The organism is Bradyrhizobium cosmicum (genome assembly GCF_032290525.1).
GTDB lineage: Bacteria > Pseudomonadota > Alphaproteobacteria > Rhizobiales > Xanthobacteraceae > Bradyrhizobium > Bradyrhizobium cosmicum_A.
Genome location: NZ_JASXTA010000012.1, coordinates 25,171 through 41,839 on the forward strand (window position 1 = coordinate 25,171; position 16,669 = coordinate 41,839).

Annotated in this window: 21 protein-coding genes; 10 read left to right on the plus strand and 11 right to left on the minus strand. The window is 65.3% G+C overall.

The genetic code is table 11. From position 1 onward, the window contains the following. Nucleotides 1-18 precede the first annotated feature (18 nt). Nucleotides 19-420: a RidA family protein gene (locus QSV46_RS21490; protein WP_314956150.1), complete on the minus strand. Its 402-nt coding sequence runs from the start codon at nucleotides 418-420 to the stop codon at nucleotides 19-21. Nucleotides 421-496: 76 nt separating this feature from the next. Continuing rightward, on the minus strand, nucleotides 497-1,342 hold the full coding sequence (locus QSV46_RS21495; protein ID WP_314956152.1) for a cell envelope integrity EipB family protein: 846 nt from the start codon (nucleotides 1,340-1,342) through the stop codon (nucleotides 497-499). A 247-nt stretch (nucleotides 1,343-1,589) separates the two neighbouring features. On the opposite strand from QSV46_RS21495, the gene QSV46_RS21500 reads away from it, so the two are divergent. From QSV46_RS21500 to QSV46_RS21515, 4 genes are read left to right on the plus strand one after another with little or no spacing between them, the layout of a single operon-like run. Continuing rightward, the gene (locus QSV46_RS21500) at nucleotides 1,590-2,057 is read left to right on the plus strand and encodes a RidA family protein (protein WP_014494672.1); all 468 of its coding nucleotides are present in this window, start codon (nucleotides 1,590-1,592) and stop codon (nucleotides 2,055-2,057) included. Between the two features lie 5 nt (nucleotides 2,058-2,062). Then, nucleotides 2,063-2,815 carry a glycerophosphodiester phosphodiesterase gene (locus QSV46_RS21505; protein ID WP_314956182.1) on the plus strand — a complete coding sequence of 251 codons (753 nt, stop codon included), beginning with the start codon at nucleotides 2,063-2,065 and terminating at the stop codon, nucleotides 2,813-2,815. Between the two features lie 48 nt (nucleotides 2,816-2,863). Then, the gene (locus tag QSV46_RS21510) at nucleotides 2,864-4,120 is read left to right on the plus strand and encodes a GNAT family N-acetyltransferase (protein WP_314956185.1); all 1,257 of its coding nucleotides are present in this window, start codon (nucleotides 2,864-2,866) and stop codon (nucleotides 4,118-4,120) included. Nucleotides 4,121-4,171: 51 nt separating this feature from the next. Further along, nucleotides 4,172-4,600, plus strand: coding sequence for an HIT family protein (locus QSV46_RS21515; RefSeq protein WP_314956187.1), 429 nt, complete (start codon nucleotides 4,172-4,174; stop codon nucleotides 4,598-4,600). Nucleotides 4,601-4,692: 92 nt separating this feature from the next. Here the strand turns inward: QSV46_RS21515 and tsaA are convergent, their stop codons facing one another. The 4 genes from tsaA to QSV46_RS21535 form a co-directional block, all read right to left on the minus strand. After that, a complete protein-coding gene (tsaA, locus tag QSV46_RS21520) occupies nucleotides 4,693-5,184 on the minus strand; it encodes a tRNA (N6-threonylcarbamoyladenosine(37)-N6)-methyltransferase TrmO (protein ID WP_314956190.1) in 492 nt (163 codons plus the stop codon). A gap of 30 nt (nucleotides 5,185-5,214) precedes the next feature. Next, a complete protein-coding gene (locus QSV46_RS21525; protein WP_314956192.1) occupies nucleotides 5,215-5,565 on the minus strand; it encodes an AzlD domain-containing protein in 351 nt (116 codons plus the stop codon). Then, entirely contained in the window at nucleotides 5,562-6,302 is a 741-nt protein-coding gene (locus QSV46_RS21530) for an AzlC family ABC transporter permease (protein WP_314956990.1), read from the minus strand. Before QSV46_RS21530 ends, QSV46_RS21525 begins: the two co-directional genes overlap by 4 nt. Nucleotides 6,303-6,405: 103 nt before the next feature. After that, nucleotides 6,406-7,425 (minus strand): transglycosylase SLT domain-containing protein, encoded by a 1,020-nt coding sequence (locus tag QSV46_RS21535; RefSeq protein WP_409997194.1) that lies wholly within the window; start codon nucleotides 7,423-7,425, stop codon nucleotides 6,406-6,408. A gap of 39 nt (nucleotides 7,426-7,464) precedes the next feature. On the opposite strand from QSV46_RS21535, the gene QSV46_RS21540 reads away from it, so the two are divergent. Then, nucleotides 7,465-8,481 (plus strand): TRAP transporter substrate-binding protein, encoded by a 1,017-nt coding sequence (locus QSV46_RS21540; protein ID WP_314956199.1) that lies wholly within the window; start codon nucleotides 7,465-7,467, stop codon nucleotides 8,479-8,481. A 72-nt stretch (nucleotides 8,482-8,553) separates the two neighbouring features. Here the strand turns inward: QSV46_RS21540 and QSV46_RS21545 are convergent, their stop codons facing one another. The 3 genes from QSV46_RS21545 to QSV46_RS21555 form a co-directional block, all read right to left on the minus strand. Continuing rightward, entirely contained in the window at nucleotides 8,554-8,754 is a 201-nt protein-coding gene (locus QSV46_RS21545; RefSeq protein ID WP_314956201.1) for a hypothetical protein, read from the minus strand. A gap of 128 nt (nucleotides 8,755-8,882) precedes the next feature. After that, nucleotides 8,883-9,131, minus strand: a complete 249-nt coding sequence (locus tag QSV46_RS21550; protein ID WP_314956203.1) for a hypothetical protein — start codon at nucleotides 9,129-9,131, stop codon at nucleotides 8,883-8,885. Between the two features lie 60 nt (nucleotides 9,132-9,191). Continuing rightward, entirely contained in the window at nucleotides 9,192-9,374 is a 183-nt protein-coding gene (locus tag QSV46_RS21555) for a hypothetical protein (protein WP_314956206.1), read from the minus strand. 314 nt (nucleotides 9,375-9,688) lie between these two features. Between QSV46_RS21555 and QSV46_RS21560 the strand changes: the two genes are divergently transcribed. Further along, nucleotides 9,689-10,327: an HAD family hydrolase gene (locus QSV46_RS21560; protein ID WP_314956208.1), complete on the plus strand. Its 639-nt coding sequence runs from the start codon at nucleotides 9,689-9,691 to the stop codon at nucleotides 10,325-10,327. On the opposite strand, the gene QSV46_RS21565 is transcribed toward QSV46_RS21560, so the two are convergent. Together QSV46_RS21565 and QSV46_RS21570 are read right to left on the minus strand one after the other, a co-directional pair. After that, the gene (locus QSV46_RS21565; protein WP_314956211.1) at nucleotides 10,324-11,364 is read right to left on the minus strand and encodes a phenylacetaldoxime dehydratase family protein; all 1,041 of its coding nucleotides are present in this window, start codon (nucleotides 11,362-11,364) and stop codon (nucleotides 10,324-10,326) included. The two genes, QSV46_RS21560 and QSV46_RS21565, sit on opposite strands and share 4 nt — an antisense overlap. A gap of 27 nt (nucleotides 11,365-11,391) precedes the next feature. Next, nucleotides 11,392-12,408 (minus strand): carbon-nitrogen hydrolase family protein, encoded by a 1,017-nt coding sequence (locus QSV46_RS21570; RefSeq protein ID WP_314956214.1) that lies wholly within the window; start codon nucleotides 12,406-12,408, stop codon nucleotides 11,392-11,394. 186 nt (nucleotides 12,409-12,594) lie between these two features. On the opposite strand from QSV46_RS21570, the gene QSV46_RS21575 reads away from it, so the two are divergent. From QSV46_RS21575 to QSV46_RS21590, 4 genes are all read left to right on the plus strand, one after another. Continuing rightward, a complete protein-coding gene (locus QSV46_RS21575) occupies nucleotides 12,595-13,551 on the plus strand; it encodes a helix-turn-helix domain-containing protein (protein ID WP_314956217.1) in 957 nt (318 codons plus the stop codon). 128 nt (nucleotides 13,552-13,679) lie between these two features. Beyond that, entirely contained in the window at nucleotides 13,680-13,880 is a 201-nt protein-coding gene (locus tag QSV46_RS21580; protein WP_314956220.1) for a hypothetical protein, read from the plus strand. A 115-nt stretch (nucleotides 13,881-13,995) separates the two neighbouring features. Beyond that, nucleotides 13,996-15,021, plus strand: a complete 1,026-nt coding sequence (locus QSV46_RS21585) for an aldo/keto reductase (protein WP_314956223.1) — start codon at nucleotides 13,996-13,998, stop codon at nucleotides 15,019-15,021. 177 nt (nucleotides 15,022-15,198) lie between these two features. Then, nucleotides 15,199-16,617 carry an MFS transporter gene (locus QSV46_RS21590; RefSeq protein WP_314956226.1) on the plus strand — a complete coding sequence of 473 codons (1,419 nt, stop codon included), beginning with the start codon at nucleotides 15,199-15,201 and terminating at the stop codon, nucleotides 16,615-16,617. Nucleotides 16,618-16,669 lie beyond the last annotated feature (52 nt).

Sequence of the window (16,669 nt, forward strand, 5' to 3'; positions counted from 1 at the left end):
CGAGCTACGGGAAAGACCTCAATCCGCCACCGCCACGGCCTCGATCTCGATCAGCCATTCCGGCGCAGCGAGTGCCGAGACACCGACGAGGGTCGAGGCCGGCGGCTCCATGCCTTCGAAGAAAGCGGACCGGGCCTTGCCGATGATCGGGCGCAGCTCCGGTTTGTAGTTCACCACGAAGGTCGTGATCTTCACGATGTTGGCGTAGCTCGCGCCGGCCGCCTTCAGCGCGTGGCCGAGATTCTGCATCACCTGCGTCGTCTGCGCGGCAATATCGCCCTCACCTACGATTCGGCCCTCCTCGTCCACGGACACCTGGCCGGAGATGTAGATGGTGCGCGCGCCGGTGGCGGTGACGACGTGGGAATAGGCGGGATTGTGGTGCAGGCCGCTGGGGCGGAGATGGTCGAGTTTGGGCATGGCTGGCTCCCGGAGGTTTGTTGTCGTTGGGAGCAAGCGTAACCGCAGAGTACGACAAGGGCTAGACGTCTCGCCCTCAATTACAGGGCTTGCTGTCCTTGACGTCGAACTTGCCCATCGCGCCCGAAATCACGAAATCGTTGTAATCGAGCACGAGCTGGCGCGAGACGCCGTTTTCGTAGAGCTCGAACGCCATCGCGTAGACCGGCGTCTGCTCGCCTTCCTTCTGCTGGGCCTCGCGGTCGAAATAGCTCACGGTGACGGGCCAGCGCTTCAGCGACTTCATGTGCTCGTCCGAGGTCGACGGGTCGGACGCGGTGGCGCGCTCAGCGGGGATCGGCTGGCCGATCACGGTCAGCGTGTTGTAGACCTTCTGGCCGTCGTCGGAGCCGTCATAGACGGAGAGCTCAAGCAGCGACTTGCCGTCCCGGGCGGCAGCGATGATGCGCTGGATCTGCTCGGTCGGGAACACGATCGAGCCGTCGAGCGTAAAGCTCTTCGGCGCCGGCAGCTTCAGCTTGACGTTGATGTGGTCGCCGTCGCGCTCGGCCGAACCGTCGACCCGGCCGGCATCGGCCTCGTTCATCCGCGTCTCGATCTTGAAGCGGTAGCTCTTGCCCGCGGCGTCCTCCCAGGAATTGGAGCGGAGGTCGCTGAGCGTGACCTTGCCCTCGCCGCTGTCGAGCTCGGAAACCTGGCGGAATTCGGAGGTGTAGCCCTCGCAGGAACTTCCGGTGAAATTGTAGAGGATGCGGCCCCGCGCACCGTTGACCGAATTGGAGCGCGATTTGACGAGGCTCAGATCATACAGCGCCTGATGCGCGAGGAACGGCCCGTTGGCGGCCTGCGCGACGCCTCCAGGGCCAAACACGGCCGCCCCGAGCGCGATCACACCGAGCGAAGTCCGGAAAAGGTGCACCATGTCTGGTCCTTGAGGATGCGTCCTTTGGGAAGCGCAGATTCGACACTTTAATGACCGTTCCATTGCGTCGCAACTGAGGCCGTTTCACGTAAAGTTGCGGCCCCTGCGTTGAACCGCCTGCCCTCCCTCAACAAATTGCAGACCCCTCCGGTTGCTTGCATGTGGCGGCACGATGGGCGAAACAGGGCGCGCCGGGCCTCCGAACGGACGCGGCCCGGCGGATGATTTTTGGACAACGAGGTCGAAGATGGCGGGCACGGTCGAGCAGAAACTGGCGGAACAGGGCATCAAGCTCCACGAGGCCCCGACCCCCGTGGCCAACTACGTGCCGTTCGTGCGCACCGGCAATTTGCTGTTCGTCTCCGGCCAGGTCTGCTTCGATCCCGCCGGCAAGCTGATCGCCAAGGGCAAGCTCGGCGCCGGCGTCTCGATCGAGGACGGCGCCGCTGCCGCGCGCGGCTGCGCCGTCAACCTGCTGGCCCAGGTCAAGGCGGCGCTCGGCGACCTCGACAAGGTCGTCCGCGTGGTTCGCCTCGGCGGCTTCATCAACTCGGCACCCGATTTCCTGGACGGGCCGAAAGTGCTGAATGGGGCCTCCGACCTGATGGTCGCAGCCTTCGGCGACAAGGGCCGCCATGCCCGCACCACCGTCGGCGTCGCCTCCCTGCCCGCGGATGCGGCGGTCGAGGTCGAAGGCGTGTTCGAGGTCGCCTGACGCGAATGCGCGTTCCCGATTGGCTGACAGCCCGGCCGGTCGCCCATCGCGGCCTCCATGACATTTCCCGTGGCATCGTCGAGAACATGCCGGGCGCGGTGCAGGCTGCGATCGCGGGCAATTTCTCGATCGAGGTTGATATCCAGCTCTCCTCGGACGGCGAGGCCATGGTGCACCACGACCATGCGCTCGGCCGCCTCACCGAGGCCACCGGCGAGGTGGCCGAGAGGACCGCAGCGGAACTGAAGGCCCTCAAGTTCAAGGACACGGACGAGCGGATGATGTCGCTGTCCAACCTCTGCGCCATGGTCGCCGGCCGCGTGCCGCTGGTAATCGAGGTGAAGAGCCATTTTGGCGGCGACCGCAAGCTGGTGAAGCGGATGGCCGAGGTGCTGGCGTCCTATGACGGCCCCGCCGTCGGCATGTCCTTCGATCCCGACCAGGTGCTGGCGCTGCGCGAGCTGCTGCCCTCGCGTCCGCGCGGCATCGTCGCGCAGCGCACCTATGAGGACGAGTACTGGGCGAAGCTGACGCAGGAGCAGCGCGACGGCATGTTGTACCTGCGCCACGGCTTCCAGACCCAGCCGCATTTTGTCGCCTTCAAGGTCGACCACCTGCCGGCCCCCGCCCCCTGGATCGCCCGTAACGTTTTCGGCTGCGCCCTGCTCGGCTGGACCGTCCGCACGGGCGAGCAGCGGACGCGGGTCGGGCAATATGCCGACCAGATGATTTTTGAGGGATTCGTGCCGCAGGCATGATGTTCCCCACTCTTGAAGTGGCTGCCGCAATGCACGATCTTTGGCGCGATGGCATCATCCGAAATCACCCTTGAGGCCGTACCGTCTATCGGCGAAGTTTCACCTGACGACTGGGACGTCTGCGCCAATCCCGGCAAGGCTCTCAACGAGAAGCCTTGCAACGGGCATGGCGCGGGAACCTCATCCGCCCTTCCAGGCGATTCCCTCGGCTTCTTAAAGCCCGCCTATAACCCCTTCGTCTCGCACGCATTTCTCTCCGCCGTCGAGAAATCGGGTTCGGCGACCATCCGCACCGGCTGGGGCCCGCGGCATCTCGTGGCCAAGCTCGACGGGCGCGTCGCGGGCGTGGTGCCCTGCTATCTCAAATCGCACTCGCAAGGCGAATACGTCTTTGACCGCGGCTGGGCGGACGCCTATGAGCGCGCCGGCGGACGCTATTATCCGAAGCTTCAGGTCGCGGTTCCCTTCACCCCGGCGACCGGGCCGCGGCTGCTGGTCCGCGATGGCGTCGACCGCGAGCGCGTCACAGAGGCGCTGGCGAGCGGATTGGTGGCGTTGTGCGGCGTCAGCAAGGCCTCCTCGGTGCACGTCACCTTCGCGCGCGAGGCGGAGTGGAAGCTGCTCGCCGAGCACGGCTTCCTGCAGCGCACCGATCAGCAGTTCCACTGGCACAATGACGGCTTTGCGAGTTTCGACGACTTCCTCGCGACGCTGAACTCGCGCCATCGCAAATCGATCAAGCGCGAGCGGCGCGACGCGCTCGCCGCCGGTATCACCATCCACTGGCTCACCGGCAAGGACATTACCGAGGATGCCTGGGACGCCTTCTTCGCGTTCTACATGGAGACCGGCTCGCGCAAATGGGGGCGTCCGTACCTGACGCGCGAGTTCTTCTCGCTGATCGGCGAGACCATGAGCGAGGACGTGCTGCTGATCATGGCCCGCCGCAACGACCGTTGGATCGCGGGCGCGATCAACTTCATCGGCTCGGACACGCTGTTCGGCCGCAATTGGGGTGCGGTCGAACATCATCCGTTCCTGCATTTCGAGGTCTGCTACTATCAGGCGATCGACTTCGCGATCAAACACGGCCTCATGAATGTCGAGGCGGGCGCTCAGGGCGAACACAAGATCGCGCGCGGCTACCTGCCGCGGACGACCCACTCCGCCCACTTCATCGCAGACCCCGGCCTGCGCCGCGCCATCGACGACTACCTCAAGCGCGAGCGCGCCTATGTCGCGGAGGCCGGACGTGAGCTGGCGGAGCTCGGACCGTTCCGGAGGGACGCCGACGAGGCGCCTTGACGCCCTCGCTTGGCTGGTGACAGTAAGCGCAAAATTCGAGGGAGCCGCGTCATGACCGCCTATGACCCAAACAACATCTTTGCAAAGATCCTGCGCGGCGAATTTCCCTGCCACAAGGTCTACGAGGACGAGCATGTGTTCGCCTTCCTCGACATCATGCCGCGCGTGCCGGGCCATACGCTGGTGATCCCGAAGGCCCCTGCCCGCAACATCCTCGACATCAAGCCCGACGACTACGCCCATGTCGCGCGCGGCACACACAAGATCGCAGCCGCCTCGATGAAGGCGTTCAACGCCGACGGCATCACCGTGCAGCAGTTCAACGAGCCCGCCGGCGGACAGGTGGTGTTTCATCTGCACATGCACGTCATGCCGCGCCACGACGGCGTGGCCATGCTGCCGCCCGCCAGCCGCAAGGAAGACGTCAAGGTGCTGGAAGAGAACGCAACCAAGCTGATTGCGGCGCTGCAGGCGGGATAGATCTCAGCCCCTGTAGCCCGGATGGAGCGGAGCGCAATCCGGGACCTCCCCCGCATTCCGCTGCGCTCCATGCGGGTTACGATCGCCGCCCCCTACTCCGTCTGAAAATCCCCCGGCTGCGGCGCCGCCAATGGCGTGAACTCGCAGCGATCGGGCTTGATGTCGATCAACGGCGTATTGTCGATACAGTCGAGGCCGCGCACCAGGATCGCATTGCCCTCGATGCCGACCAGCTTCACGATCGACGTGCCGATCGGATTGGGCCGGACCGGCGAGCGCAGCGAAAACGTGCCGCGGGTCTTTTCGTTGTTCTTCGGGCTTTGCAGGATGATGTCGCGGCGCGACTTGTCGAGCCAGTACAGCACTTCGAGATTGCTGTAGAAATCGACGCCCTTGATGGCCGGCACGAACGGCTCGAAGATCTCGAGCCGGCATATCGGGCCATCATGGCGGCCCTGCCGCGGTGTCTCCAGCCGCGAGGTCCAGGGCGTGCGGATGCGGCCGATAAAGACGAGGCCGGCATCTTGCGCCGGCGGCAGCTCGATGGCGAGCTCGCCTTCGCGGAGCTCCTGTTCGCGAACCATAGTTCCTGTTCCTTGCTGTTGGCGAACGTTTTAGCCCAACCACCACGTGCCGGCCAGCATGAAGACTTCGCCTGTCACCACGCCCGCGAAGATCGAGCGGCGGGCCAGCAGGAAGACGGCAAGGCCGGCGGCGACCGCGCCGTAGCGCAGGACGTCAGGCACGCTTGCCAGCGCGCCCGGCGGCTCGACCACGATCTGGGCGATGACGCCGGCCAGGATTGCGGTGGCGACTGCTCTCACCCAGACCAGCAGCTCCGAGCCCTCGTCGATGCCGCCGCCGAACCACAGGCCCAGCATGCGCCACACCTGATTGGGAACGACGCCGGCGACGAACAGCACCGCCAGCGCGTGCCAGTCGCCGATGAGCTGCGCAAGATTCATGCGCGCACCTCCCGCCACCAATGCACGCCGTAGGCGATCGTACCGGCCACCATGCCGCTGACGAGGATGTCGAGGCCGGAGTTCATCTTGGCGGCCAGCGGATAGAGCAAGATTCCCAGCGCCAGCGCCACGACGTCGGCGGCCTCCCGGCTGTTGCGCGCGGTCGAGAACAGAAAGGACAGCGGCGTCAGCAGCAGGATCGCGGCGCCAAGCGTCTGCGTGAGATTGGCGGCGAGGAAATAGCCGACCGTGTTGGCGCAGAGGCACACCGACACGAGGCCGCAGCCGAGCCCGTGGACGAAGGCGATCCGCCGCTCGCGCGGCACCTGCGGCAGGAAGCGGTGGCATTCGACCCACAGGGTCACGGCGGTGAGATGCGCGGCGAAGACCAGCTCGCGCCGTTTGGTCGTCGGCGTGCGCATCAGCGGCAGCACCGAGACCACCATTGGAAACAGGCGGATCGCGCTGACCGTCACCGCAATCGCCGACTGGATGATGGTCGCACCCGAGCCGAGCGTGGTGATCAGGATGATCTGCGCCGGGCCTGCCCAGACGAACAGCGTCGAGCAGAGCGCCCAGAGCAAACTGAAATGAGTATCGTGGGCGAGCGCGCCGATGCCGAGATAGGTCACGAACAGCACGATGGTCAGGATCGTCTGCGTGATCGAACGCAGCCCCCACGCGAACGCGCGCAAGGGACTTTGCCATTCAGGTGAATCGAGCGGAGGAAGCGCCACGGGAGTCTTGGCCGGGGTGAGGAATCGTGCCTGCATAACGGGCAACGCGACGGGCCTCGTCAAGGAAGCGCGCGGCGGGGCTGGCATGCGCGGGTGGTGCGCCCTACCCGCTCACACCCCGGTTCTTCAGCACGAAGCAGGCGCCGCCGGCCTTCCGGATGCGATTGCACAGATCATCCGCCTCGGCTCGCGTATCTGCGCCGATCCGCACCTGGTAGAACGCGCGCGTGCCGCGGCTGCGCATCACCGAGCTCAGCAGACTCGGATCGCGCTCGCCGATCACGGCGCCGAGCCGCGTGACGGCGCGGGAATACGTCGCCAGCGCCCTGTTGCGGTCGAAGCCGGCGGCGAGCTGCACGCCCCAGATCTTTGCGGCCGCGAGCTCCACATGCTGCTCGAGCTCGGCGACGAAGGCATTAGGTGCGCGCTTGAGGAGAGCCATGAGGTCACGGCAGCTGGTCGGCGGCGCGCTCGCCGGCCCCTTGCCGGTGCTGCCTGCCTTGGCCCAGGCATCGACGCTCGTGCCGGTGATGGCGAGGACATAGTTGCGTGTCTGCTCCGGCATCGGACCGGTGCCGGCGAGCCATTCCTGCACCCGCCGCGGCCCGGCGTTGTAGGCGGCCGCTGCAAGACCGAGATTGCCGAACTGATTGCGCAGCTCGTTCAGGAACTCCGCCGATTTCGGCAGCGCCTGCACCGGATTGAAGGGATTGAGCAGCCCGCGCTCGCTCGCGGTGCCCGGCATGAACTGCGCAATCCCCTGCGCCTGCGCGCCGCTCCGTGTCACCGGACCGACCGCATCGGCCTGGAAGTGGCTTTCCTGCCAGATCACCCGGGCGAAGAATTCCAGCGGGAGATTGGCATCGCGCGCGGCGGCCTCGACGATCAGGCAGATCGACTCCCGCGTGTCGCTCTCGCGCGCATCGGGCTTCTCCGGCGGTCTCGCGGGCTCTTCGGCGCTGGGGATGGCGACATTCGTCTTTGCAGGCGAGCTGTCCTCCGCTGCAGCCTGTGACACCGAGACGAGCACCGTGATGATGATGGACGACGCAATCTGCACCCATCTCGTGCAGGCATGATGATGGCGCGCGCCGGCGCGGCATGCAACAAACTGATCCGCCATATCGTGGCATCGTGCCATGGTTCAATGAGTTGCCAATATATGCTACCTGACCTGCTTCTCCCAATGCGCTTCCCCGCCAAACGGATCCGCGCGTTCCTTGCCTTGACCGTCCTCGTCCTGTCCGCCGCGCCGGCCATGGCGCAAGTCAGCTGGCGGATGACCACGGAATATCCGCAAAACAACATTTCCGGGATCGGCCTCACCACTTTCGCCGATCGTGTCGCGGCGCGCACAAACGGTTTCGTGACCGTGACCAACGCCTTCGATAACGAGCTCAAGATCAATTCGGGCGAGATGCCCCGCGCCGCGCTGGACGGCCGGATCGCCGGAGGCGACGCCTTCGCGGGCGCGCTCTCGGGCCTTGATCCCGTGCTCGGATTGTCCACCCTGCCCTTTCTGGTGCAATCGGTCGACGTTGCCCGTGCCACCAATGCACGGGCACGCCCGCTCTACGAAAAAGCCTTCGCCGCGCGTGGCCTCAAGCTGCTCTATCTGACGATCTGGCCGGCGACCGGCCTCTGGTCGGATCATGCGCTCACGAGCGCCGACGATCTGGCAAAGCTGAACCTGCGGGCCTACGACGCCAATTCCAGCGCAGTGATGCGCGCGGCCGGCGCCAATGCGCAGTTCCTGCCAATGGACAAAGCGCTTGCCGGATTGAAGGAGCACCAGTTGAACGCGTTCCTCACCTCCGGCGACGGCGGTGCTGGACGCAAGCTCTGGGACTTCCTGCCGCATTTCACCGCCATCAACTACGCGATGCCGATCTCGATCGCCTTCGTCCGGAGCGAGGCGTTTGCCGCGCTGTCCGAGCCGATGCGGCGCGAGGTGATGGCCGCGGCGGCCGAGACCGAGCAGAGCCAGTTCGCGCTGCTGGCCCATCGGACCTCCGAGAATTACGCACGCATGCGCGACAACGGCGTCGCCATCGTCGAGCCCGCACCGCAATTTCTCGTGGTGGCACTTCGCAGCGCTGCGACAAGCACGATCGCCGCCTGGGAGGCGCAGGCCGGCAACGATGCCACAGCGATCGTCGATTGGGCGCGACAGCAATAAGGCTTCGCAGCGACCAACGGCATGCGACCGCTCCCCTGAGACGGGACGTCGGCGATATCGCCTTGCGCTGTTTCAATTCGTGACGGGAACCAGATTTTCGCCCTTGATGGCGCGGTCGAGGGCGTCGATCAGCGCCTGGATCTCCACGAACTTGTTGCGCGCCCGCTCGGCGGTGTCGCGCACAAAGGGCGCGGCCAGCACTTTGGCATGCGCGTCCCTGTCCTCGATCATGCGATCGCGGGCCTTCTTCAGTGTTTCAAGTCGCTCGCCCATCTGTGCTCCTCCGCCAAGATCCGCTCGACCGCGACCTGTGGGATTCAGTCGAAGCCAGTCGGAAGCTCGCCTTGCCGGCGCTAAACGCCTGCACGCCGCTGGTTGTTTCGCGGACCATGACGGCTCCCTCAACATCCGCGACAGATATTCTTCAGTTTCGCCGCGGTGCGGGCTTCTTCCGCAATGAACGGATCTTTATAGGGAGCCCGAGATAGGTCGCCTTCCGAAGCGGCGGGCGTCGTCGCTTTCGGCGGAAACGCAGCATCGTAACAGGCGAGCCGTCCGCTCGTGCTTTCGATCGCACGGCAGTCCGGCTCCTTCGCGACAGCACTTTGCACAAAAGCGCCAAGCGCCAATGCGATCATAAGTATTTTCATGCAGTTATGTTTCCTGTCGGAGAATCCGGCGCGCCGCTTTGACGGACCGCCGGCGGCTCTTCATGCCTCGAACTGGTCGAACTCGTCAGAGAGCAGAATCCGGCCTTGCGGCGTGCAGATCCGCACGTCAATATAGCCTTCCCGCAGCAGCTCCCTTGCCTTCTTCAGAGCGGCAGCCGTCGTGGCGCGAGCCAAGCTCACGTAGCCGCTTTGATCGCGTCCGCTCACCAGATATTGGAGCACCGTCCTATCCATGCAGAAGAGCCGCGGCGGCCACCAGAAGCAATAGAAACAGCGGGACGATCACCGGCGGTACGATCCAGTCGGCCAGATTAAACCGAGGCATGCGCGCTCCTCCTGGTTCGGCGGGAGCGCTAGTGACCCTCAGTCACCGATGGATGCCATGGGAAGGGCGGTGATGGCGCGACTTTACGCTTATGCCCTGCCAATAGCGAGCCTTAAAACGGTACGCGACATCGACGAGGCGGCGTTGCCTTGGCCTGCGGCCTCGTTTAGGTCAAGCAACAGACGGTGGCATCAACACGGGCATGGCCAGCATGGCTACAATCTTTTTCGATCTCGACGGCACGCTGACCGATCCAAAACCCGGTATCACCCGCTCCATCCAGTACGCGTTGGAGCGGCTCAGCCTTGCCGTGCCGAGCGAGGATGAACTGACCTGGTGTATCGGCCCGCCGCTGCATGCTAGCCTGCAAAAGCTGACCGGCAGCGCGGAACTCGCCGACCAGGCGCTGCTGCTCTATCGCGAACGCTTCAGCGATGTCGGCCTGTTCGAGAACGAGGCCTATGGCGGAATTACCGACACATTGTCCTCGCTCGCAGCAACACGTCGGCGCATGTTCGTGGCGACCAGCAAGCCCGCGGTCTACGCCACCCGCATCGTCGAGCATTTCGGCCTGAAGCCATATTTCGAGCGGGTGTACGGTTCCGAGCTCGATGGCACGCGCGTCGACAAGCGCGACCTGCTGCGCTACGTGCTCGACGAAGCCAAGGTGGATCCGAGCAGCGCAATCATGATCGGTGACCGCAGCCATGACGTGATCGGCGCCAGAACCAACGGCATGACGGCGATCGGCGTGCTCTATGGCTATGGCAGCGAAGCCGAGCTGAGGGATGCCGGCGCGCATCACATCTGCGCCACGCATCCGGAGCTGCTCGGCCATTGCGTGGCCTAGGCACTGACCGTCTCGACCGCGGCCAGCAGGCCCGTTTTCGGATGGCAGTTCAGATATTCGAAGAACTGCTCGTCCGCGGCGGCGACGGTGACCTCGTGATAGAGCCGCAGTTTCGCTGACGGCCCGAGCGTCGAGAGATATTTCATCGCCGCACCGAAGATCCTGACATGGGTCGGATGCGACTCCGCCCAGCGTTCCAGTGCGGCGAGGCTCTTCCACCAGCTCTGGCCGTAGGACTTTTCACTGACGCTGCCGTCAGCCGCGACCACCTGCATATAGCGGTTTGCGTAACAGCCGATGCCGAGGCCATCGTCGCGCAAAAATTCCATACCCTCGCGCAGCACCGGTTCGACGTCTTCGAGATAGAGCTTTCGCTCGGACGCTTCGGTGTCACTCCAGTCCTGCCCTGAGCGGATAAGGCAAAGATTGTCATGCGCCTTCACGCGCAGGCGTGCGCCGTCGCGGACCAGTTCGGGGTTGCCGCCGGGTGTCATCACGTCGGTCTGCGACAGCGGGATTCGATCGCGCATGCCGCCCCAATAGGCGTGCTCCTGCACCTCGCCGCTCATGCCCTCGGCAATCACCGCGACACCTTCAGGCCGGTCGAACGAGGAGAACAGCGTCTCGTGCCGTGCCACGGCGGGACGCAGGACCTCGATGAAGGTGCCGATGCCTTCGCGCTGCTTTCCGGTCCACGCCTCGCGTGCCGGCGCGAACCAGACGTCGAAGCGCGCGATGTCGTCCCAGTAGGCGACGGAAACCACGTTGTCATGGCCGGCTTGGTCGACGTAATGCGCGCGATCCCAATGCGAGGGACCGGCCTCCGCAGCAAAGCACCCCACGATTTCAGCAAGCGCTCCTGTCGCGGCCGCCGGTGTCGCACCGCTGTACTGCACACCGAAATAGGCCATCACGACGCGGCTGACGGCGGGCTTGTAGCGTGCCACGAATGACGGATATGGCGGCTGGTAATCATCCGGCACGCGCTTGTGGCGCGTCCGCGAGGTTTCGAGATGCAGAGGAATTGCGGATTCCATGATCGTCCTCCCCTCTTGATTCAGCGATCAGCTCGCCGCCGCCGCGATCTCGACGGGATCAATGGTGTCGACGGGCAGCGCGAACTGCTCGACGCGCTGGTATCGCTTCTTGTTGAGCAGCAGCCGTGTCACGTCGGGGCGCGAATAGTGCCCGGCGGGATCCGCCGCATTCTTGGCAACGCCGATGGCGCCAAGGTCGATCTCCGCGATCAGGAGGCCCTCCTGGTCCGGCGCCAGCTTGTCGCCGATCTGGCTACCGTCGGGGCCGTAGATCGCCGCAAAGCCGCCGCCGACATGCAGCAACGCGTTCTTGTCGGGTCGGTCGCAGAGTTCGTCGATCATCGCCTGCGACACCGTCGCGCAAGGCGCGAGCACGAAGCAGGAGCCTTCGACCGCATAGACACGCGAGGCAGCGTTGTTGACCTCGGCGCCGAGCGCCGGCGCAAAGGGATCGTAGAGCGAAAAGCTCGGCCATGCCGCGACATGGACCTGCTCGTTCTGGGCGTACATCGCGTATTTCGAGAGCGGCTGGAGATGTTCCCAGCAGCACAGCGCGCCGATGCGGCCGATGTCGGCCCTCGCGTGCACGGCGAGATCGCTGCCGTCGCCCTCGCCGTAGACCGTGCGCTCGGCATGGGTCGGCCGCAGCTTGCGGCGCTTCGCGATCGTTTCGCCATCGGGGCCGATCAGCCATTGCGCAAGATACAGGCTGCCGCCGTCGCGCTCGGACAGGCCGAACACGGCGGTAAGTCTCGCCTTACGGACGGCGTCACGCAGCCGCTCGGCCTGCGGGCTGTCGTAGGACAGCGAATTGTCGAAATAGCGCTGCACGAAGCCGCGGCCGATCGCCCAGGCCGGCGAGTCCATCCAGATGTACCAAGGGTAGCCGGGAATGAACGCCTCGGGAAAGGCAATCAGGCGGGCGCCCTTTTCCGCCGCCTCCCTGATCAGCGCGATCGACTTGTCGATCGAGGCGTCGAGATCGAGCCAAGCGGGCGCCGCCTGCACCACCGCGACCTTGTATTTCGGATGTTCGATGCCCATTGCCGCCTCCATTGCCGGTTGATCGGAAGCCACGTCCGATGCAGTCTATTTGGCCAAGCCGTGCGGCGGGGCGCTCGACCGCGGCGGAACAAAAACTCGACCGGACGGCATCGCCGGCCCGGTACGGGATTTGCCTCGGATCGGGCCACACGCTATTTTGCGGAATGTGAAAGGGAGGCTCTCCAGATGCCAATCCAGTTCACGACGGACGGCAGCCCCGGCTACCGGCGGCTGGCGCTGTGGCAGGATATCGTCTGCGACGTCTTCGTCGGGCTCGACTGCAAGTCCGACCTCGGCAGCGCTTTTCGCGGCTCGGTCACGCAGGCCCCGCTCGGCCAAGCGGTGTGCTCCGAGGTCCGCTCGGACCGCCAACACGTGTTCCGGACGCCGTCCCGCATCGCGCGTTCGGATCAGGACTTTGTCCTGGTCGCGCTCGGCAATCGCGGCGACGGTGGTGTGGTGCAGGACGGCCGCGAGACCGTGATCCATCCGGGCGAGTTCGCGCTCTATGACACGACGCGTCCCTACGAGCTGAAGTTCAACGATACGTTTACGCAAACCATCTTCAAGGTGCCGCGCCAAATGTTGCAGCGCCGGCTCGGCGCCACCGAGACACTCACCGCGATGTCGTCCGGCGCCGACGTGCCGCTCGACCGGCTCGCCTACGATTTCATCTTCCGCCTCTGCCAGAGCGCGGACCGACTTGCCCCCGACAATGCCGCGGCCTTGTCGGAACAGGCCGTCGATCTGCTCGCAATGGCACTGAGCGAGCGGCTCGGCAAGTCATCGCTGCCATCCTCGACCCATCGCTCCGCCCTGCTCTACCGGCTGAAGGCGCACATTCGAACGCACCTCTCCGATCCCGACCTCTCGCTGTCGGAGGCCGCGGCCACGCTCGGCATCTCGCCACGCTATGTCAACGACCTCCTCGCCGACGAGGACACCTCGTTCCAGCGCCATGTGCTGGCCGAGCGTCTCGCCCAATGCAAACGCGACCTCGCCTCGCCCGTGCTGGCCCATCGCCATGTCAGCGAGATCGCGTTTGCCTGGGGCTTCAACGACCTCTCGCATTTCGGCCGTGTCTTCCGCGAACATTTCGGGATGTCGCCGCGCGACTTCAGGCAGAGCCAGTTGCGGCACTGAGCGGTCATCTCCGCAAGCCTTCGCTCTGGACGAAGGCGGCGCTCGCCAATTCCAGATTGTCTTGTCACCTCGCGTGCCTCAGGCTGGCGTGCATGAGGACTCAGGCGACGATAAGCGGATCGGAGCTGTTGCTGGGTGCGATCGCGATCCGGCTCGCGGTGCTGGTCCTGGTGGGGTGGAGTTTGACTCTTCTACCGCAGCAGGCCCGCAACACCGAGCTCGCCTGCACGACCACTGTCGCAGCCGCCAGCGAGGCGCAGGCGCCAGCGAAGATCGCCGGCCAACGGATCGTCGATGCCGCGTTCGATGACATGCTTCGGCATGACTAGCGCGTCCCCGAGCAAGGCCGGTATGTGAGCGCGTGATAGGACGAGGCGCTTGCTTGCGCTAGCTTCGGCACCAAGACCGCATTGATCAACCAGCGGCCAGCCGAGGAGCATATCGATGGAATACCGACGCTTGGGCCGGTCAGGCCTCATGGTGCCTGCCTTGAGCTTGGGAACGGGCACGTTCGGCGGCGTTGGCCGTCTTGCCGCGTGGGGCACGACGAACGCGACCGAGGCCCGGCGCCTTCTGGATATCTGCCTCGATGCCGGCGTGTCGATGTTCGACACCGCCGACGTCTATTCGCTTGGCGAATCCGAGCGTGTTCTCGGCGAGGCCATCAAGGGCCGCCGCGACAAGGTTTTGATCTCGACCAAGGCCACCTTCCGCTTCGGCGATGGGCCCAACGATATCGGCTCGTCGCGGCAGCATCTGCTCGCAGCCATCGATGGTTCGCTGAGCCGACTCGGTACCGACTACATCGACCTGTTCCAGCTTCACGGCTTCGACGCCTTCACCCCGCCTGAAGAGGTGCTGAGCACCCTCGATGTGCTCGTGCGCGCCGGCAAGATCCGCTACGTCGGCGTCTCGAATTTTTCAGGCTGGCACCTGATGAAGTCGCTCTCTGTTGCCGACAAGCACGGCTTCCCGCGCTACGTCGCCAACCAGACCTACTATTCATTGATCGGGCGCGACTACGAATGGGAACTGATGCCGCTCGGGCTCGATCAGGGACTTGGCGCGGTGATCTGGTCGCCGCTCGGATGGGGGCGCCTCACCGGCAAGATTCGGCGGGGTCAGCCAAAGCCGGAGGTCAGCCGCCTGCCGAAGACGGCCGATTTCGGACCGCCGGTGTCGGATGAGCACGTCTACCGCGTCGTGGACGCGATCGACGAGGTCGCCAGGGAAACCGGAAAGAGCGTGTCACAGATCGCACTGAACTGGCTGCTGCAGCGTCCGACGGTCTCGACGCTGATCATCGGCGCGCGCAACGAAACCCAGCTTCGCGAAAATCTGGGCGCGGTCGGCTGGTCACTGACCAAGGACCAGATCGCAAAGCTCGATGCCGCGAGCAAGGTGACGCTGCCCTATCCCTACTGGCATCAGCGCACCACCTTCACCGACCGCAACCCGCCGGCGGTGTAGGGCCACTTCGGAAATACAAAATTGTCGGCAGGCTGCGAAAGCCGTCCTGTCGACTGCCCTCAGTGCCGGAGCCCCCCTTCCGGCACAGGAACTGTCCGTGTCCTGCCGGGTTGCGGTCAATCGTGCAATTTCCTAAGCCGGAGACGAACCACGGCTCGAATCAAGCCCGCCTCCATCATGTCCGCCCCCATCGAGCATGCCGACGGCCTGCCGCAGCCGCAGCGCAACCAGGCCGTGCTGACCATTGCGCTCGGCATCATCATGGCCGTCGTCGACAGCGCTATCGCTAACGTGGCGCTGCCGACGATCGCGGCCGACCTCAACGCAAGCCCGGCCTTCTCGATCTGGATCGTCAACGGCTATCAGCTCGCGATCACGATCTCGCTGCTGCCGCTGGCTTCGCTCGGCGAGATCGTCGGCTATCGCCGCGTCTATCTGGCCGGGCTCGCACTGTTCACGCTCGCCTCCGCCTTCTGCGCGCTGGCCGATACGCTTCCGCTGCTGACGATCGCGCGCATCATCCAGGGCTTTGGTGCGGCCGGCATCATGAGCGTCAATGCGGCGCTGGTGCGTTTCACCTATCCGCGCAGCCAGCTCGGCCGCGGCATCGGGCTCAACGCGCTCGTCGTCGCCTGCTCGGCCGCGGTCGGCCCGACCCTTGCCGCGGGCATCCTGGCGGTTGGAAGCTGGCCCTGGCTGTTCGCGATCAACGTGCCGCTCGGCGTGGTGACGCTGGTGCTGGGCTTGCGCAGCCTGCCGCATACGAAGCCTGCGAGCCGTTCCTTCGACTGGCAGAGCGCAGGCCTCTCCGCGATCACCTTCGGGGTCGGCATTGCAGCCGTCGACAGTGTCGGTCATGGCGAGGCCGCCATCACCTGTCTCGTTCAATTCGCCGTCGCTACGGTCGCGGGTGCGCTGCTGATCTACCGCGAAACCCACGTGACCTCGCCGCTATTGCCGGTCGACCTGTTGCGCATCCCGGTGTTCGCGTTGTCGATCGCGACCTCGATCGCCTCGTTCTGCGGGCAAATGCTGGCCTTCGTCGCGATCCCCTTCTACCTCCAGAGCCGCTTCGGCTATTCGGCGGTGCATATGGGCCTCCTGATCACGCCATGGCCGATCGCGGTGGCGTTCGCGGCGCCGCTGGCCGGCCGCCTGGTCGAGCATTATCCGGCTGGCCTGCTCGGCGGCATCGGGCTTACGCTGTTCGCCTGCGGCCTCGGCGCGCTCGCCCTTCTGCCTGCCACGCCAACGCTGCTCGACGTGATCTGGCGGATGGCGCTGGCCGGGGCCGGCTTCGGCCTGTTCCAGACCCCCAACAACCGCACCATGATCGCGGCCGCCCCGCGCGAAAGGGCCGGCGGCGCCAGCGGCATGCTGGGCACGGCGCGGCTGCTCGGCCAGACCACCGGGGCGGCGCTGGTGGCGCTATTCCTCGGCCGCTATCCAATCGAAGGAACCCGGATCGCGCTCCTCACCGGCGTCGGCTTCGCACTTTGCGGCGCGGTGCTGAGCATGCTGCGGCTCTCACCGTCAGGCGCGCGCGGCGCCGAGCGGGTCCGCGTACAGGACGACCAGCGCCTGCGCGGCGAATAACGAGGCCCACGCGCAGGTTCCCGCTGCATTCACGCACAACCGGTGCGTGGCC

What these genes read in the sequence shown, in the direction of transcription:
- QSV46_RS21545 (WP_314956201.1), bottom strand. Translation starts at nt 8,754, where the DNA reads ATGGGCGAGCGACTTGAAACACTGAAGAAGGCCCGCGATCGCATGATC.
- QSV46_RS21540 (WP_314956199.1), top strand. Translation starts at nt 7,465, where the DNA reads ATGCTACCTGACCTGCTTCTCCCAATGCGCTTCCCCGCCAAACGGATC.
- QSV46_RS21525 (WP_314956192.1), bottom strand. Translation starts at nt 5,565, where the DNA reads ATGAATCTTGCGCAGCTCATCGGCGACTGGCACGCGCTGGCGGTGCTG.
- QSV46_RS21500 (WP_014494672.1), top strand. Translation starts at nt 1,590, where the DNA reads ATGGCGGGCACGGTCGAGCAGAAACTGGCGGAACAGGGCATCAAGCTC.
- QSV46_RS21590 (WP_314956226.1), top strand. Translation starts at nt 15,199, where the DNA reads ATGTCCGCCCCCATCGAGCATGCCGACGGCCTGCCGCAGCCGCAGCGC.
- QSV46_RS21515 (WP_314956187.1), top strand. Translation starts at nt 4,172, where the DNA reads ATGACCGCCTATGACCCAAACAACATCTTTGCAAAGATCCTGCGCGGC.
- QSV46_RS21490 (WP_314956150.1), bottom strand. Translation starts at nt 420, where the DNA reads ATGCCCAAACTCGACCATCTCCGCCCCAGCGGCCTGCACCACAATCCC.
- QSV46_RS21560 (WP_314956208.1), top strand. Translation starts at nt 9,689, where the DNA reads ATGGCTACAATCTTTTTCGATCTCGACGGCACGCTGACCGATCCAAAA.
- QSV46_RS21510 (WP_314956185.1), top strand. Translation starts at nt 2,864, where the DNA reads ATGGCATCATCCGAAATCACCCTTGAGGCCGTACCGTCTATCGGCGAA.
- QSV46_RS21535 (WP_409997194.1), bottom strand. Translation starts at nt 7,425, where the DNA reads ATGGCGGATCAGTTTGTTGCATGCCGCGCCGGCGCGCGCCATCATCAT.
- QSV46_RS21565 (WP_314956211.1), bottom strand. Translation starts at nt 11,364, where the DNA reads ATGGAATCCGCAATTCCTCTGCATCTCGAAACCTCGCGGACGCGCCAC.
- QSV46_RS21570 (WP_314956214.1), bottom strand. Translation starts at nt 12,408, where the DNA reads ATGGGCATCGAACATCCGAAATACAAGGTCGCGGTGGTGCAGGCGGCG.
- QSV46_RS21495 (WP_314956152.1), bottom strand. Translation starts at nt 1,342, where the DNA reads ATGGTGCACCTTTTCCGGACTTCGCTCGGTGTGATCGCGCTCGGGGCG.
- QSV46_RS21505 (WP_314956182.1), top strand. Translation starts at nt 2,063, where the DNA reads ATGCGCGTTCCCGATTGGCTGACAGCCCGGCCGGTCGCCCATCGCGGC.
- tsaA (WP_314956190.1), bottom strand. Translation starts at nt 5,184, where the DNA reads ATGGTTCGCGAACAGGAGCTCCGCGAAGGCGAGCTCGCCATCGAGCTG.
- QSV46_RS21575 (WP_314956217.1), top strand. Translation starts at nt 12,595, where the DNA reads ATGCCAATCCAGTTCACGACGGACGGCAGCCCCGGCTACCGGCGGCTG.
- QSV46_RS21585 (WP_314956223.1), top strand. Translation starts at nt 13,996, where the DNA reads ATGGAATACCGACGCTTGGGCCGGTCAGGCCTCATGGTGCCTGCCTTG.
- QSV46_RS21550 (WP_314956203.1), bottom strand. Translation starts at nt 9,131, where the DNA reads ATGAAAATACTTATGATCGCATTGGCGCTTGGCGCTTTTGTGCAAAGT.